The following is a 14,674-nucleotide window of genomic DNA, read 5'->3' as shown; positions in this document are numbered from 1 at the left end:
CGTCACTTAAAACACAACGCCAGCTTGAAAAATGACGTTCGCGTAGGGTGTGCACTCCCCGGTGCGTACCACAGCGCGGCTCTGTTGGGTACGCGCTTTAAAGTCTTCATGGCTGACATAGCAAATCGCAATCGCCTTACCCGTTGCCGCACTTTCCGCATCCAGCTCTTTAATCAGCGCCTCGTGATGCGTTGGGCTTACGGTTTTAAATTCCTCGGCAATGATCACCCCTTCAATCTGAGATTCAGACAAGATCACTCGCACTGTTTCTAAAAACGAAGGCACGCCATGAGTCAATGCTAAGTCGATTCGCTGCACCTGCTCCGGGATGGGTAGCCCTGCGTCACAAATAGTGATTTCGTCAGTATGACCGAGCGTAGCTGTCAAATAGGACAACTCTGAGTTCAGTAGGGTGTGTTTTTTCATCTCATCGACCTTTTAAAATAGACGTTTGTTCAACTATGAGTGTTGGGTTTATTCGAAAAATTCGCGATAAAACACTCATCGAAACGTTTCGATGAAATAATAATAGCTAGGTACGATTTTGCGAGCCGACTATCATAAGAGTGTGAAATAGATCTTTGTACTCAACTCAAGTTCTGCATATGAAGTGATCAAACTCACTGATTGATAAAAATATCAGTGCCTTCTATAAAGAAATTTACGTGATCTTGCGCCATTTATCGCCCAACCACGTTATAGTAAGCGCCAGTTAAATAGTGAGGCTTTGCCATGAAGAAATATTTAGTCGCCTTGCTGGTGATACCTATGCTGTTCGCCTGCCAAGATGAAGTGGGCACGCAAGCTTGGTGCGACAACCTCAACGATACGCCAAAGAGTGAATGGAACGCACAAAACGCTCTAGACTTTGCCAAACATTGTGTCTTTAGCAATGCGGTGGGAAGTGAGAACTGGTGCCGCGAACTCGACGACAAACCCAAGGGAGATTGGAGCGCAAACGAGGTCGCGAGCTATACAAAACACTGCGTGTTTTAAGCACGCGCACAGAAAAAAGGTCTGGATATCCAGACCTTTATTCGTTGGTTACTAAACCCGCTCTTCGAGGGAGATATTGTTGTTTGCCCATAGCAAGGCTTGTAAGCGATTCTTAGCGTTGATCTTTTTAAAGATGTTGTGCAAATGAGTTTTGACTGTGTTCTCGCTGACAAACAGTTCATCGGCGATTTCAATATTCGACGCGCCGTGTCCAAGTAAGCGCATGATCTCTTTTTCACGTTTGGTCAGGTTGGCATAGGCTTGTGAACTGGTGACGCTATGAGCACAGCGGAAGTGCTCGATGTAATCCTGCGCGACTTTGCGTGATAGCCACATTTCATCTTGCATCACTTTCTCCATACCCTTTAACAGCAATGGTAGTTCGTCATCAAGATAAAACACCCCAACCAGGTTACGCCACTTAAACAACTCGCTGGAAGGAGCATCCGATGGACAGTTAAACACAATTTCTTTCACCGTGGTTTGACTCTGCCCTTTGGCAAAGTGGTAACTCTCAAACTTATCACTATCTAGGTAGTGATAATCAATCAGTACTAAGTTACCGAGCAGCGGCTCTCCAGATGCGCAATTTTTTAGCGCGTCCGCGGTGATTATGCTTACCTGCAGACCGAGCCCTTGTTCCAATGAATCTTTTAATAGTTTTGATTGCATACTCACATCAGAAATGAGTGTGACTTTATAGATGTCATTGCTAGCCATAACGTTAATCCCTACCTAACCAAACTTTCGACTTAAAGCTATCGCTTGAGGAAGAATAGTCAACCGGTTGAAGAAGACCAATTAGAGAATAGTCACAAAAAAACCAATAGCTTTCATGAAGTTAATTTGACATTCTCATTTGTAAGAAGAGAGTTAATTTGGCAACCAGAAACGCATGCCGGCAAAACGCCAGTACGCCAGAAGCACTAAAGCGCTCAGCGTAGAGAGAGGGATCGAGCCGCCGCCTCCTCCCCCCTCAGATTGAGGCTGTGTTGATTCACTACCACCGGTATCGTTATTGATCAGTACACGCAGTCCATTCCGCGTTTCCACATACGCTTTTGGTGTTACCAAACCATTGATAACTTGCGATATCCAGCCTTGGTAGTCATGAACATCAGTGAAGACCGCTATCACGTTAGCACTCGGGTCACCACAAGTCGCCGGACCAAAACTGGTGAGGCCGATTTGGACATATTGACCGCCTGTGTACCAGTAAACAGGGCCGCCAGAGTCACCGTTACACGTCGCATTCTTGAATGTCGCGCCCAAAGCGCCATCAAAACAGAGTTGGCTTGAGGTGATTTTGCTGCCAAATACCGCTTGGCAGTTACTCGTATTGACGTAGGTGAGTGACGTCTCGAGTAATCGGGTCCCGCTCGAGTCGTTTTCCGCAATATACCCATGTCCCACGGCTTTGTAGTTGTCATTGGGGGCAAACGCGTTATTGACGGTCGTGTTGAGCAAAGAAGTGTATGTTCCGACGGCTAACGGTGATTCTAGCTTGATGATGGCAATGTCATTTGGCCAACGCTCAACCTCAGAATCGAGGTAGTTGTCGGGATAGTAGAAGGCCTCAGCCTTTGCTTGCTGAGTAGACAAAAAGTTACTTTCGTCTTCTAACTGCGGCGCCACCACGGTGTACAACATCAGATTGTTGTCGCCATAGATACAGTGCGCTGCGGTGAGTACGTACTGTGGGTTAATCATGGTCGCCCCACAGTAAGGAGAAGCACTGTAGGTGTTACCATTTCGGTAAAACAGACTCGCGAAAGAGGGATAGTCAGCAATATTGGCGTTGGAGCCATTGACAATATAGGGTTTTACGTCGACCGCATGTGCGCCAGTGGGCATCAGAATCAACAACAATAAATACAAAAAACGACTCATAGCAACATCCTGGCTTATCACTCCAATCTAAGTTTAGTTTACGTCAAACCTAAAGGGTTAGTTCATACCACTGTCTCGCCCAATAGACAACTAAACCAGTCTCTCTTATAGAAAAAAACCTCTCGACTCGAGAGGTTTATCATTTCTACGTAGTAGAGACAAAAATGTCTAGCCGCGGTAATAGCGCTGCGGCACGAATGGCATTTTCTCAACCGTCATCGGTAACTTCTTACCGCGCACGTCGGCAAACAACTCTGTACCAATCGAAGCAAGATCGGCGCGCACATAAGCCATAGACACAGGTTTACCAGCGTTTGGACCTGCAGTGCCACTGGTTACCACACCCACTTTATTGTCGTCAGCATCAAACAGCTCAGCACCTTCACGCACCGGTGCTTTGGTCTGACCCACTAGGCCGACACGTTTACGTGCCACATCTTTGCTTTCGATCTGTTTTAGGATCACGTCAGCCCCTGGGAACCCGCCTTCACGCTCTCCACCAAGACGACGTACTTTCTGAATACCCCAAAGTAGGCTTGCCTCGACTGGCGTTGTGGTGGTATCGAGATCGTGACCGTACAGACACAAACCGCACTCTAAGCGCAAAGAATCACGAGCGCCAAGACCAATCCACTCGACTTCTTCTTCCGCGGTTAACTTCTGCGCCAGCTCCTGTGCATGGGTGTTTGGCACTGAGATTTCGTAACCATCTTCACCAGTGTAACCACTGCGGCTGACAATACACTCAACGCCTAAGATTTCTAACTTCTTCACATCCATAAACAGCATGTCTGCGACTTGTGGATTGAATCTTTTCAGTACATCAACCGCTTTCGGGCCTTGCAGTGCCAATAACGCGCGATCGTCGATGACCTCTAGCTCCACACCGGAAGGAAGATGAGCTTCTAGATGATTGATGTCTTGCTCCTTACACGCCGCATTTACCACCACGAAAAGATGATCACCCAAATTGGCCACCATCAGGTCGTCCATGATGCCGCCTTGCTCATTGGTGAAAAACGCATAGCGTTGGTTGCCCGACGGGAGGTCGATAATATCGACGGGAACTAATGACTCTAAAAACGCGGCGGCACCCTCACCGTGTAAACGCAGTTGACCCATGTGCGATACATCAAATAGGCCAGCCGCATCACGCGTGTGTAAATGCTCTTTCTTTACGCCAAGTTTGTATTGGACAGGCATATCGTAGCCAGCGAAAGGAACCATCTTTGCACCCGCTTCAATGTGCAGCGCGTGTAGAGGGGTTTTTAGTAGATCTTGAGTCATTGTTGTCTCCATTTTATCAGGTTCGTTTTCCATGCAAGGAAACCTTGTTTCCAATAATAAACACGGGTGGAGAGAATTTGCACGATTAACACGTTGAGAAGCGTTCAAAGTGTGATGCTTAACATCATATTTACATCTTAGCAGGCAAATAAAAAACGCCGCTTTGGCGGTATCATCACCAAAGCGGCGCCATTTTACTCTTTTAACAGGCAAAAGCAAACGTTTGCTTTCACTATAAGAAATTCGTAACCACAGACAGTTATTTGGCCGTCACCCACAAAATATGGGCGTCATTGTCACTGGTCGATACCAGCATATGTCCCATGTTGGCGTCGTAATACACACTGTCTCCCTCACTAAGCTCTACCGGTTCATAAAACTCAGAATAGAACATCACCGAACCTGACAGTATGAGCAAAAACTCTTCACCGTCATGCCTAACCCAATCGCTATACTCTTCAAAGCTTCGCGCATGGACTTGGCTTTTAAACGGCATCATTTTTTTGTTCGATAGCTGAGTGGCGAGCAGTTCGTGTTCATAGGTTGGGGTCGGATGCGGCTTTCCCTGGCTCGCTTTGGTGATATCTCTTCGACCCGTCGCAACTTTTTTTCTTGGCGGTTCAAATAGTTGCGGCATGTCAATCTGCAAACCCATCGCCAATTTTTGCATCGCTTGGAAGGTGGGAGAGATTTGTTCGTTTTCGATTTTACTTAGCGTAGATCGCGCCAGACCGGTGCGCTGACTCGCTTCTTCTAGCGTAATGCCCAGCTTGCCACGGATCTCTTTTATCCGCTGTCCTAGCTTCAATGGCTCTATGTTTTCATCGACCGACTCTTTTGCCAGAGTCAACGACGGATACTCGTCATAGATATCTTCGGGCATGCTTCCCTCTTAAATACGTAGCTACATCCTGTGTGATTTTCATTGTGCCCCAAGCGAATAGGAGAGGAAAGACGTCAACAGGAAATAAACCGTGCTCTCGCTAACAAAATTAGAAACCTTGTTTCCAATAGGAAATTTTTTATTGATTGTTGTGGCGACAACCGCTATGTTACCAACTTGTTAGTTGTAGAGATGCGATTTCCGAGACCAAACGTTACTCAAGTGAACCATTGGAATCGGCTTTTCCCACGATTTTGGGGTATGGATATTCACCCTGGTCTTACGTAGATAAGAACAGTAACAAAAGCAGAGCCGAAGAGAGCTACCCACAAGCACAACCCCTCTTAGGCACGAATGGAAGGTCATCTACCATGAACAAACCGTTTCAAAATCACAGCTTAGAGAACTTTTTCTCTACCAACCTTGCTGCTACCGACGACGCTGTCTTCGCTGGAATTCAAGCAGAGTTTACTCGTCAAAACGAACAAATCGAACTTATTGCTTCAGAAAACATTGTTTCTAAAGCAGTAATGCAAGCCCAAGGCACTTGCCTAACCAATAAATACGCAGAAGGTTATCCGGGCCGTCGTTACTACGGTGGCTGTGAGCATGTTGATACGGTTGAGGCGATCGCTATTGAGCGCGCCAAGCAATTATTTAAGTGCGAATACGCAAACGTTCAACCTCACTCTGGCGCACAAGCGAATGGCGCGGTGAAACTGGCGTTGCTGCAACCTGGCGATACTATCCTTGGTATGTCGCTAGACGCGGGCGGTCACTTAACCCACGGCGCTCGCCCTGCGCTTTCTGGAAAATGGTTTAATGCCGTTCAATATGGCGTTGACCGCGAAACGCTAGAAATTAATTACGATGATGTGCGCGCACTCGCAGTTGAGCACAAACCTAAAATGATCATTGCCGGTGGTAGTGCGATTCCACGTACCATCGATTTTGCCAAATTCCGTGAAATCGCTGACGAAGTTGACGCGATTCTGATGGTCGACATGGCGCACATCGCGGGTCTTATCGCCACAGGTGCACACCCTAGCCCGCTACTTCATGCCCACGTTGTCACCACGACAACACACAAAACACTGCGTGGACCTCGCGGCGGAATGATCTTGACCAACCACGAAGAGATCATCAAAAAAATCAACTCAGCGGTATTCCCTGGCCTGCAAGGTGGACCACTGATGCACGTAATCGCAGCAAAAGCGGTCGCCTTTGGTGAGGCGTTAGGCCCTGAATTTTCGACATATATCGATTCAGTGATCAACAACGCAAAAGTTCTGGCTGAAGTGTTGCAAACTCGCGGTTGTGACATTGTGACTGGCGGAACAGATACGCACCTAATGTTGGTAGACCTTCGCCCTAAAGGCCTTAAAGGTAATAAAGCGGAAGAAGCCCTGGAGCGTGCAGGGATCACATGTAACAAAAACGGCATCCCGTTTGATTCAGAGAAGCCTATGATTACATCGGGCATCCGCTTAGGGACGCCTGCGGGGACAAGCCGCGGCTTTGGCGCTGAAGAATTCAAACTTATCGGTAACTGGATTGGCGACGTACTCGACGGGTTAGTTGAAAACCCTGAAGGCAACGCAGAAGTTGAGCAACGCGTTCGCAAAGAAGTGAAAACACTCTGTGCTCGCTTCCCACTTTACCAATAAACAATTTAATCAAAGTTATTTTGGAGAATAAGCAATGGACAACACACTGAAGTTTGCAGATAGCCACGAGTGGGTACGTGACAACGGTGACGGCACAGTAACTATCGGTATTTCAGAGCACGCTCAAGAGATGCTAGGCGACGTGGTTTTCGTTGACCTACCAGAAGTAGAAGACGAAATCGAAGCAGGCGATAGCTTCTCGTTGGTTGAATCGGTTAAAGCAGCCTCTGACATCTACGCTCCTATTACTGGTGAAATTGTCGAGATCAACGAAGAGCTGGAAGATAGCCCAGAGCTTATTAACGAAGAACCTTACGAAGGCGGTTGGATCGTCAAAGTGAAGATGTCTGACCCATCTGAGCTCGACAATCTAAAAGACGCAGAAGAGTACCTAAACTCAATCGACGATGAGTAATTAGGAACAACTAGGAAGGCTGCCCCTGTTTCAGAGGCAGCTTTTTTTCAAAGTTCGGACGTACAAATAATAGTGTCAGTAATGACCCCATAGCCGAACGATGGATTAGGTAAAGGACAATGACTGAATTACTTCAAAGCCTCAGCACACAAAATGAGTTCGTTGCTCGCCACAACGGCCCAAACAAATCTGACCAACAGAAAATGTTGGACGCGATCAACGTTGCGAATCTAGATGCGTTGATTGATGAAACTGTTCCAGCGCAAATTCGCCTAGAAAAACCGATGACACTGGCCGAAGCGAAAAGCGAAGCAGACATGCTGGTTGCCATGCGCGAGTTTGCCGATCAAAACCAAATTAAACGTACGTTTATTGGTCAAGGTTACTACAACACCTTCACGCCGAACGTGATTCTGCGTAACGTGCTGGAAAATCCAGGTTGGTACACGGCGTATACCCCTTATCAACCCGAGATTTCGCAAGGCCGCCTTGAAGCGCTACTAAACTTCCAGCAGATGGTGATGGATCTAACGGCAATGGACATCGCCAATGCTTCGCTACTTGACGAAGCAACCGCAGCTGCAGAAGCCATGACGCTATGTAAACGTGCAGGCAAAAGTAAGAGTAACGTGTTCTTTGTCGCCGATGATGTGCACCCACAAACCCTTGAAGTGGTGAAAACTCGTGCTAAATACATCGGCTTTGAAGTGCTAGTCGGCTCACTAGAATCACTCCCAGAGCAAGATGTCTTTGGTGCGCTGGTTCAATACCCAGGCACCACGGGTGAAGTTCGCGACCTAACGGACATCATCGCTAAAGCACAAGCCAACAAAACCCTAGTCACGGTGGCTACCGACCTACTCGCTTCAGCTCTACTTAAGCCTGCAGGTGAAATGGGCGCGGATGTAGTGATCGGCTCAGCGCAGCGCTTCGGTGTTCCTATGGGTTACGGTGGTCCACACGCTGCATTTATGGCAACCCGTGACAAGCACAAACGTACTATGCCTGGTCGTGTTATCGGTGTCTCTATCGACGCTAACGGCAACCAAGCTTTGCGTATGGCGATGCAAACTCGTGAGCAGCACATCCGCCGCGAGAAAGCGACATCTAACATCTGTACCGCTCAAGCACTGCTGGCAAACATGGCATCGTTCTACGCGGTCTATCACGGCGCTGAAGGCTTGCGTACTATTGCTCGTCGCACTCACCACATGACGGCTATTTTAGCCGCTGGTCTGACGAAATCGGGCTTTGAGCTGGCGCACAACAGCTTCTTCGACACCATCACCATCAACTCTGGTGAGCAGACCGAAGCGCTATACGCTAAAGCTCAAGCGGCAGAGATCAACTTACGTAAGCTGCCAAATCAGCTTGGCGTGAGCTTTGATGAGACGACCACAACTGCCGACATCGAAGCATTATTCGCGGTCTTTGGTGTTAACCAAAAAGTGAATCTACTGTCATCTGAAATTGCCGCTAACGAGTTCGCTGCGATCCCAGAATCACTGCGTCGTACTTCTAAGTACCTGACTCACCCTGTGTTCAACACACACCACAGCGAAACGCAGATGATGCGTTACCTAAAGCAGCTAGAGAACAAAGACTTCTCGTTGACTCACGGTATGATCCCACTGGGCAGCTGTACCATGAAGCTCAACGCTGCCGCTGAGATGATTCCTGTCACTTGGCCTGAGTTTGGCTCTATCCACCCATTTGCACCAATCGAGCAAGCAGTGGGTTACTCTGCGCTAGCGAAAGATCTGAAAGAGAAGCTGTGTGAAATCACTGGCTACGATCACTTCTCACTACAGCCTAACTCGGGCGCATCAGGTGAGTATGCTGGTCTTATTGCGATTCAGCGCTACCATGAGAGCCGTGGCGAAGGCCACCGCAACGTGTGTCTGATACCAAGCTCAGCGCACGGTACCAACCCAGCGACAGCATCAATGGTATCGATGAAAGTGGTTGTGGTTAAGTGTGATGAAGATGGCAACATCGATATTGCCGATCTAGCAGCGAAAATCGAAAAACACGCTGAAAACCTATCTAGCATCATGATCACTTACCCTTCAACGCACGGCGTGTACGAAGAGCAAGTGAAAGAAGTGTGTGAGATGGTTCATGCCGCGGGCGGTCAAGTGTATCTAGACGGCGCCAACATGAACGCTCAGGTCGGCCTAACGTCGCCTGGTCTGATTGGCTCTGACGTTTCTCACTTGAACCTGCACAAAACCTTCTGTATCCCACACGGTGGCGGTGGTCCGGGTATGGGTCCTATTGGTGTGAAATCGCACCTGGCGCCTTTCCTACCAGGTCACATCGAAAATGGTGTTGAGGGCGAAGAGTTTGCCGTGTCAGCGGCTGACTTAGGTAGTGCTTCTATCCTACCAATCTCTTGGGCTTACATCGCGATGATGGGCGAAGCTGGCCTAACCGATGCAACCAAAGTTGCCATTCTAAACGCGAACTACATGATGGAGCGCCTACGCCCTCACTACCCGGTTCTGTACCGTGGTACAAACGGCCGCGTCGCGCACGAGTGTATTATCGACATTCGTCCACTGAAAGAAGAAACCGGTATCAGCGAAGAAGACATCGCTAAGCGTCTAATGGACTACGGTTTCCACGCGCCAACCATGTCGTTCCCTGTTGCGGGCACGCTGATGGTCGAGCCAACGGAGTCAGAAGATCTTGAAGAGATCGACCGCTTCTGTGACGCGATGATTGCGATTCGTGAAGAAATGGCCAAGGTAAAAGAAGGTGTATGGCCACTAGATAACAACCCTTTAGTGAACGCGCCTCACACCCAAGTTGACCTAGCGAAAGATGACTGGGATCGCCCATACTCTCGTGAAATTGGCTGTTTCCCATCACCGGCAACCAAATCTTGGAAATACTGGCCAACGGTGAACCGCGTCGATAACGTCTATGGGGATCGCAACTTGATCTGTTCTTGCCCAAGTATCGACAGCTACGAAGAGTGATGTTTTACTTGATCACAGATAACCGAGTTGGAAACCGATAACTAAGTTGGGAACTAACTTCAATAAAAAAGGCGAACCGTTTGGTTCGCCTTTTCTTTTAAGAGGGATACCAATAGCCTTGTCGCGATGCGGCAAGGCTATTGGAAAACGCGAATATGTCTTGGCCTAATAAGCCGCTAGTGTTAGTCGTCGTCTTCTATAGGTTGAAGTTTAGTACTACCACCATGGTATTTCTCTCGCAGTCGTTGTACCACCGCAAAGAAGCCTGGGATGAGTAACGTACCAGCCAGTAGTACACATAATAAGCCCCCCAATAACGAAACACCCAAAGAGTTCTGACTAATTGAACCTGCTCCCGATGCAAAAATCAGCGGCAAGATACCTAGTATGAAAGACCAGGACGTCATGTTGACAGCGCGAAAACGCAGTTTACCGCCTTGAACCGCAGCTTGCTCGATAGGGTCCTCTTTTTCTTCTCGCTCGATTTTGGCAAACTCGACGATAAGAATGGCGTTCTTAGAAGCGAGCGCTATCAAGAGAACCAAGCCAATTTGTGCGTACAGATTGAGCGCGGTCCCGGTCAGTTTCAAGGCGAGAAACGTCCCTAGCGTCGCTACCGGCACCACCAAGATAATGGCCAACGGAATTGTCCAACTCTCATATTGCGCGACCATAAACAGGTAGATAAATATCAATGCTAGGGCGAAAGCATACACAGCTTGGTTACCGGCTAAAATTTCCTGATACGCCAAACCTGTCCACTCAAACTGATAACCTTGCGGCAGCACTTTCGCCGCAACCCTTTCCATCGCGTCGAGAGCGTCACCACTAGAGTAACCTAGCGCAGGTTGACCTTGAATTACGGCACTACGATACATGTTGTAACGCCACGCTACATCCGGTTCAAAGACTTGCTCGTAACTCACTAGCGTACTCAGGGGGATCATCTTGCCAGTCGACGACCGGACATGGAAACGCTCCAAATCTTGCATGCCGCTTCGATATTGGCTGTCGGCCTGCATGGTCACCCGAAAGTTTTTACCAAACATGGTAAAATCGTTGACGTACACAGAACCTAAATTTGCCTGCAAAGTACCAAACACATTGCCCAGCGGAATGCCGAGCTGTTTGGCTTTTTCACGGTCGATATCCAAGTAGTAGTGCGGAACATTAGCCCTAAAAGTACTAAACGCTGACCCCACTTCAGGTTGCTTCATTGCCTCTTGGATCACATCGTTCATTACAATTGCTAAATCACTACGACTGCGACCCAAGGTATCTTCGAGGACAAACTCAAATCCAGAGCCGGTTCCCATACCTGGAACGGCTGGCGGCCCCAAAGCAAAAACTACCGCTTCTGGAATTTCTCGCGCTGACCGAGCATTAATTCGAGCTACAATGGCATTGGCAGACTGGTCGCCTTCCATTGCATTGCGGGTATCCCAGTCGAACAACTTAACAAACAGAGACGCACCGTTTGATGCCGCTGCACCAGTCAGGAATGCATAGCCATTGGCCACGGTAATACCATCGATTCCCGGCTCTTGTTCAAGAAGTTCAAGTAGCTTTTCCGATACGGCTTCAGTCCGAGACAATGAGGCTGCATCAGGCAATTGCACGTTAATCAACAGAATCCCTTTGTCTTCCTGTGGTACGAAAGCAGAAGAAGTCGATTTCGCCAGCAGGGTTACCGAGCCTAATGCAACGCCAAACAACACCACAAGCACTAATGAACGTTTGACTAAGAACCCAGCAAGAGAGCCGTATTTAGCGGTCACTTTATCGATGCCTCTGTTGAAGGCCTTGAACCAAGCAGCGCTGTTATCTGCGCCCTGTTTCAACACCAAAGAACAGAGTGCTGGTGATAGGGTTAGTGCATTAATCGAGGAAATGATCACCGAAATACAGATGGTCAACGCAAACTGGCGATACATAATGCCAGTAATGCCCGGCAACATAGCAACGGGCAAGAAGACCGCCAGTAATACCATCGTTGATGTAATGATAGGGCCGGTGACTTCTTTCATTGCCATTAATGTAGCTTTACGTGGTGATATACTCGGGTCATTGCGCATGATGGTATCGACATTTTCAATCACCAAAATAGCGTCATCTACAACGATACCGATTGCCAATATCAAACCAAACAGCGTGACAGTATTGATAGTGAAACCCGCCGCCAACATCACGGCAAATGTTCCGACCAAAGATACAGGGATCGCGACAACGGGGATCAATGTTGCGCGAGCGCTACCAAGAAACGCATAAGTCACCACGATAACCAGTAGAACAGCTTGGATCAGTGTGGTGACCACACCCTTAATCGACTCAGAAACAAATAAGGTCGTATCATAGCTGGTTTCATACTTCATTCCGTCGGGGAAGTTGGCACTTAAATTGTCAAGCAAGCTCATTACCGCTTCACCGCTTTGCAGCGCGTTGGCGCCAGACTGCAATGACAGGGTTACGATCGCCGCATCTTGTCCGCGAAACTTACCATTTGCGTCGTAGAACTTTTTACCCAGTTCGACTCGGGCTACATCGCGAAGGTAGATACTCGAACCGTCTGAGTTTGCCCGTAACACAATGTTTTCAAACTCTTCTACAGACTCCAAACGACCTTTAGTTACTAAGTTAAATTGAACATCTTGAGCATTGCTGTATGGCGCCGCACCAATACGCCCAGCCGCAACCTGCACGTTCTGTTCCGCTAACGCTGCACTGACATCTGAAGATGTTAGGCCCAGACCGGCCATTTTGTCTGGATCCAACCACACCCGCATCGCGAACTCACCACCACCAATAACGTTAACGTTGCTTATCCCGGTAACTCGAGCGAGTTGATCCTTCACATTCAGGTTAATGTAGTTAACCAAAAACTGGTCATCATATTTACCGTCTGGTGAAAAGAAGTTCAGCACCATCAATAAGTCGGGCGAGCGTTTTTCAACCGTCACACCAACTTGGCGTACTTCCTGAGGTAACTTGGCCGTCACTTGTGTCACACGGTTCTGAACGTTAACCTGAGCCTGATCGGGGTCGGTACCCACATCGAAAGTCACAGTTAAGCTATATGAACCGTCGTTGGAAGACTTAGAGGACATATAAATCATATCCTCCACTCCATTGACCGATGATTCTATCGGGTCGGCAATAGCCTGTTCGACAACTTCGGCGCTGGCGCCACTGTATGTTGCGGTCACGCTGACGGAGGGCGGACTAATTAATGGGTACTCGGCCACTGGTAAAGCGAGCAACGATATACCCCCAGCCAAGGAGAGTATTATTGAAATCACCAACGCAAATTTAGGGCGCTGGATAAAAAAGCGACTAAGCATAATAGCGTCCCTTATTACTTGGTTTCTGTTTCAGAGCCCTGTATCTGCACGTTCATGCCGTTGCGGACACGCTGCAATCCCTGAGTAATGATAGTTTCACCGGGCTCAAGGCCGTTCGAGATGATCACGCCTTGCTCAGTTTGCATTCCTAGCTCCACATCACGTCGCTCTGCTACCTCGCCTTCAGTCATTACCATCACGAAGTTTCCGCCTAAATCGGTTTGCACCGCACGCCTTGGCACAACAGTAACGTTCTGCTTATTCTTTTCACGAAGTTCGACTCGAATATTTTGACCCGGCAATAAACGATAGTCTGGATTCGGCACTACCGCGCGTAGATCCAGCGTGCCAGTGTCGAGGTTAATTCGGTTACCGGCGTAATCAATGCTGCCCAGGTGCTCATAACGTTGATTGTTCTCTAGGATCACCTGAACCTCGACCAACTCCGCGGTTTGCTCCTCGGACGCTTTAAGTTTATCCAAACTTAAGTTAAGTCGTTCCCGTTCACTGACGCTGAAAATTGCGTGTACTGGTTCGAGGCTCACTAACGTCGCAAGTACACCAGCAGAAGGAGAAACTAGGTCTCCTTGGCTAACTTTACTCTGGCTGATACGCCCACTAAATGGCGCTTTAATTTCCGTGTAAGATAAGTTCACTTCGGCCAAATTGAGCTGAGATTGGGCGGCCTCAACTTGTGCTTCTGCTCCCAATAATTTTGCGGTCAGGTTATCGAACTCTGATTGGGAGATACCGCCTTTCGGCAGCAGTTTTTTACCACGGTTGATATCTAGACTGGCTTTTTTCAGTTCCGCATTGGCGTGCGTCAACGCTGCTTTAGCCGTTGCAACTTGCGCCTCAAATGAAGAGGGTTCGATAGTGTAGAGTAGATCGCCCATTTCAACCATCTGCCCTTCGATAAAGTGACGCTGCTGTAAGTAACCTGTCACTTGCGCGGTAATGCTGGTGTCTTCAATTGCTTCAATCCGCCCAACAAATGTCTTATTGTTTTGATACGGAATTTGCGAAACTGTCTCGACCACCACCACCGGAGCGGCGGCCTGTTGAGCTTGAATCGCAGGATCGCCACACCCCACCAACAAAGCGCTGGCAAGCAAAGGGATAAGGATAATTTTCTTCATTATGTCAGCCTTTTAAGTAACTATTCATCCACTGATAACTGTAGTCAATTGTCAGAACCACTATAGACATGATTA

Annotated in this window: 11 protein-coding genes; 4 read left to right on the top strand and 7 right to left on the bottom strand. The window is 48.3% G+C overall.

Annotation, left to right across the window (positions count from 1 at the left end):
* Positions 1-6: 6 nt before the first annotated feature.
* Positions 7-426 (bottom strand): D-ribose pyranase, encoded by a 420-nt coding sequence (gene rbsD, locus MTO69_RS17730; RefSeq protein WP_248334755.1) that lies wholly within the window; start codon positions 424-426, stop codon positions 7-9.
* A 306-nt stretch (positions 427-732) separates the two neighbouring features.
* Between rbsD and MTO69_RS17725 the strand changes: the two genes are divergently transcribed.
* Positions 733-996, top strand: a complete 264-nt coding sequence (locus MTO69_RS17725; protein ID WP_248334754.1) for a DUF3012 domain-containing protein — start codon at positions 733-735, stop codon at positions 994-996.
* A 51-nt stretch (positions 997-1,047) separates the two neighbouring features.
* Here the strand turns inward: MTO69_RS17725 and MTO69_RS17720 are convergent, their stop codons facing one another.
* From MTO69_RS17720 to MTO69_RS17705, 4 genes are all read right to left on the bottom strand, one after another.
* Positions 1,048-1,716: a LuxR C-terminal-related transcriptional regulator gene (locus tag MTO69_RS17720; protein ID WP_248334753.1), complete on the bottom strand. Its 669-nt coding sequence runs from the start codon at positions 1,714-1,716 to the stop codon at positions 1,048-1,050.
* A gap of 153 nt (positions 1,717-1,869) precedes the next feature.
* The gene (locus tag MTO69_RS17715; protein ID WP_248334752.1) at positions 1,870-2,886 is read right to left on the bottom strand and encodes a S1 family peptidase; all 1,017 of its coding nucleotides are present in this window, start codon (positions 2,884-2,886) and stop codon (positions 1,870-1,872) included.
* Between the two features lie 168 nt (positions 2,887-3,054).
* Entirely contained in the window at positions 3,055-4,173 is a 1,119-nt protein-coding gene (gene gcvT / locus MTO69_RS17710; RefSeq protein ID WP_248334751.1) for a glycine cleavage system aminomethyltransferase GcvT, read from the bottom strand.
* 259 nt (positions 4,174-4,432) lie between these two features.
* The gene (locus MTO69_RS17705) at positions 4,433-5,056 is read right to left on the bottom strand and encodes a helix-turn-helix domain-containing protein (RefSeq protein WP_248334750.1); all 624 of its coding nucleotides are present in this window, start codon (positions 5,054-5,056) and stop codon (positions 4,433-4,435) included.
* A gap of 371 nt (positions 5,057-5,427) precedes the next feature.
* Here MTO69_RS17705 and MTO69_RS17700 point away from each other — a divergent pair, with 371 nt between their 5' ends.
* From MTO69_RS17700 to gcvP, 3 genes are all read left to right on the top strand, one after another.
* Complete coding sequence (locus MTO69_RS17700) at positions 5,428-6,723, top strand: serine hydroxymethyltransferase (RefSeq protein WP_248334749.1); 1,296 nt, start codon at positions 5,428-5,430, stop codon at positions 6,721-6,723.
* Between the two features lie 34 nt (positions 6,724-6,757).
* Positions 6,758-7,138 (top strand): glycine cleavage system protein GcvH, encoded by a 381-nt coding sequence (gcvH, locus tag MTO69_RS17695; protein ID WP_176289532.1) that lies wholly within the window; start codon positions 6,758-6,760, stop codon positions 7,136-7,138.
* Between the two features lie 119 nt (positions 7,139-7,257).
* Positions 7,258-10,122: an aminomethyl-transferring glycine dehydrogenase gene (gene gcvP / locus MTO69_RS17690; protein ID WP_248334748.1), complete on the top strand. Its 2,865-nt coding sequence runs from the start codon at positions 7,258-7,260 to the stop codon at positions 10,120-10,122.
* Positions 10,123-10,304: 182 nt separating this feature from the next.
* Here the strand turns inward: gcvP and MTO69_RS17685 are convergent, their stop codons facing one another.
* On the bottom strand, positions 10,305-13,460 hold the full coding sequence (locus tag MTO69_RS17685; protein WP_248334747.1) for an efflux RND transporter permease subunit: 3,156 nt from the start codon (positions 13,458-13,460) through the stop codon (positions 10,305-10,307).
* A 14-nt stretch (positions 13,461-13,474) separates the two neighbouring features.
* A complete protein-coding gene (locus tag MTO69_RS17680; RefSeq protein ID WP_282567528.1) occupies positions 13,475-14,599 on the bottom strand; it encodes an efflux RND transporter periplasmic adaptor subunit in 1,125 nt (374 codons plus the stop codon).
* Positions 14,600-14,674: the final 75 nt, after the last annotated feature.

The organism is Vibrio sinaloensis, assembly GCF_023195835.1.
Taxonomy (GTDB): Bacteria; Pseudomonadota; Gammaproteobacteria; order Enterobacterales; family Vibrionaceae; genus Vibrio; species Vibrio sinaloensis_C.
This window is presented reverse-complemented; position numbering and strand designations above follow the sequence as displayed.

What these genes read in the sequence shown, in the direction of transcription:
- rbsD (WP_248334755.1), bottom strand. Translation starts at nt 426, where the DNA reads ATGAAAAAACACACCCTACTGAACTCAGAGTTGTCCTATTTGACAGCT.
- MTO69_RS17725 (WP_248334754.1), top strand. Translation starts at nt 733, where the DNA reads ATGAAGAAATATTTAGTCGCCTTGCTGGTGATACCTATGCTGTTCGCC.
- MTO69_RS17720 (WP_248334753.1), bottom strand. Translation starts at nt 1,716, where the DNA reads ATGGCTAGCAATGACATCTATAAAGTCACACTCATTTCTGATGTGAGT.
- MTO69_RS17715 (WP_248334752.1), bottom strand. Translation starts at nt 2,886, where the DNA reads ATGAGTCGTTTTTTGTATTTATTGTTGTTGATTCTGATGCCCACTGGC.
- gcvT (WP_248334751.1), bottom strand. Translation starts at nt 4,173, where the DNA reads ATGACTCAAGATCTACTAAAAACCCCTCTACACGCGCTGCACATTGAA.
- MTO69_RS17705 (WP_248334750.1), bottom strand. Translation starts at nt 5,056, where the DNA reads ATGCCCGAAGATATCTATGACGAGTATCCGTCGTTGACTCTGGCAAAA.
- MTO69_RS17700 (WP_248334749.1), top strand. Translation starts at nt 5,428, where the DNA reads ATGAACAAACCGTTTCAAAATCACAGCTTAGAGAACTTTTTCTCTACC.
- gcvH (WP_176289532.1), top strand. Translation starts at nt 6,758, where the DNA reads ATGGACAACACACTGAAGTTTGCAGATAGCCACGAGTGGGTACGTGAC.
- gcvP (WP_248334748.1), top strand. Translation starts at nt 7,258, where the DNA reads ATGACTGAATTACTTCAAAGCCTCAGCACACAAAATGAGTTCGTTGCT.
- MTO69_RS17685 (WP_248334747.1), bottom strand. Translation starts at nt 13,460, where the DNA reads ATGCTTAGTCGCTTTTTTATCCAGCGCCCTAAATTTGCGTTGGTGATT.
- MTO69_RS17680 (WP_282567528.1), bottom strand. Translation starts at nt 14,599, where the DNA reads ATGAAGAAAATTATCCTTATCCCTTTGCTTGCCAGCGCTTTGTTGGTG.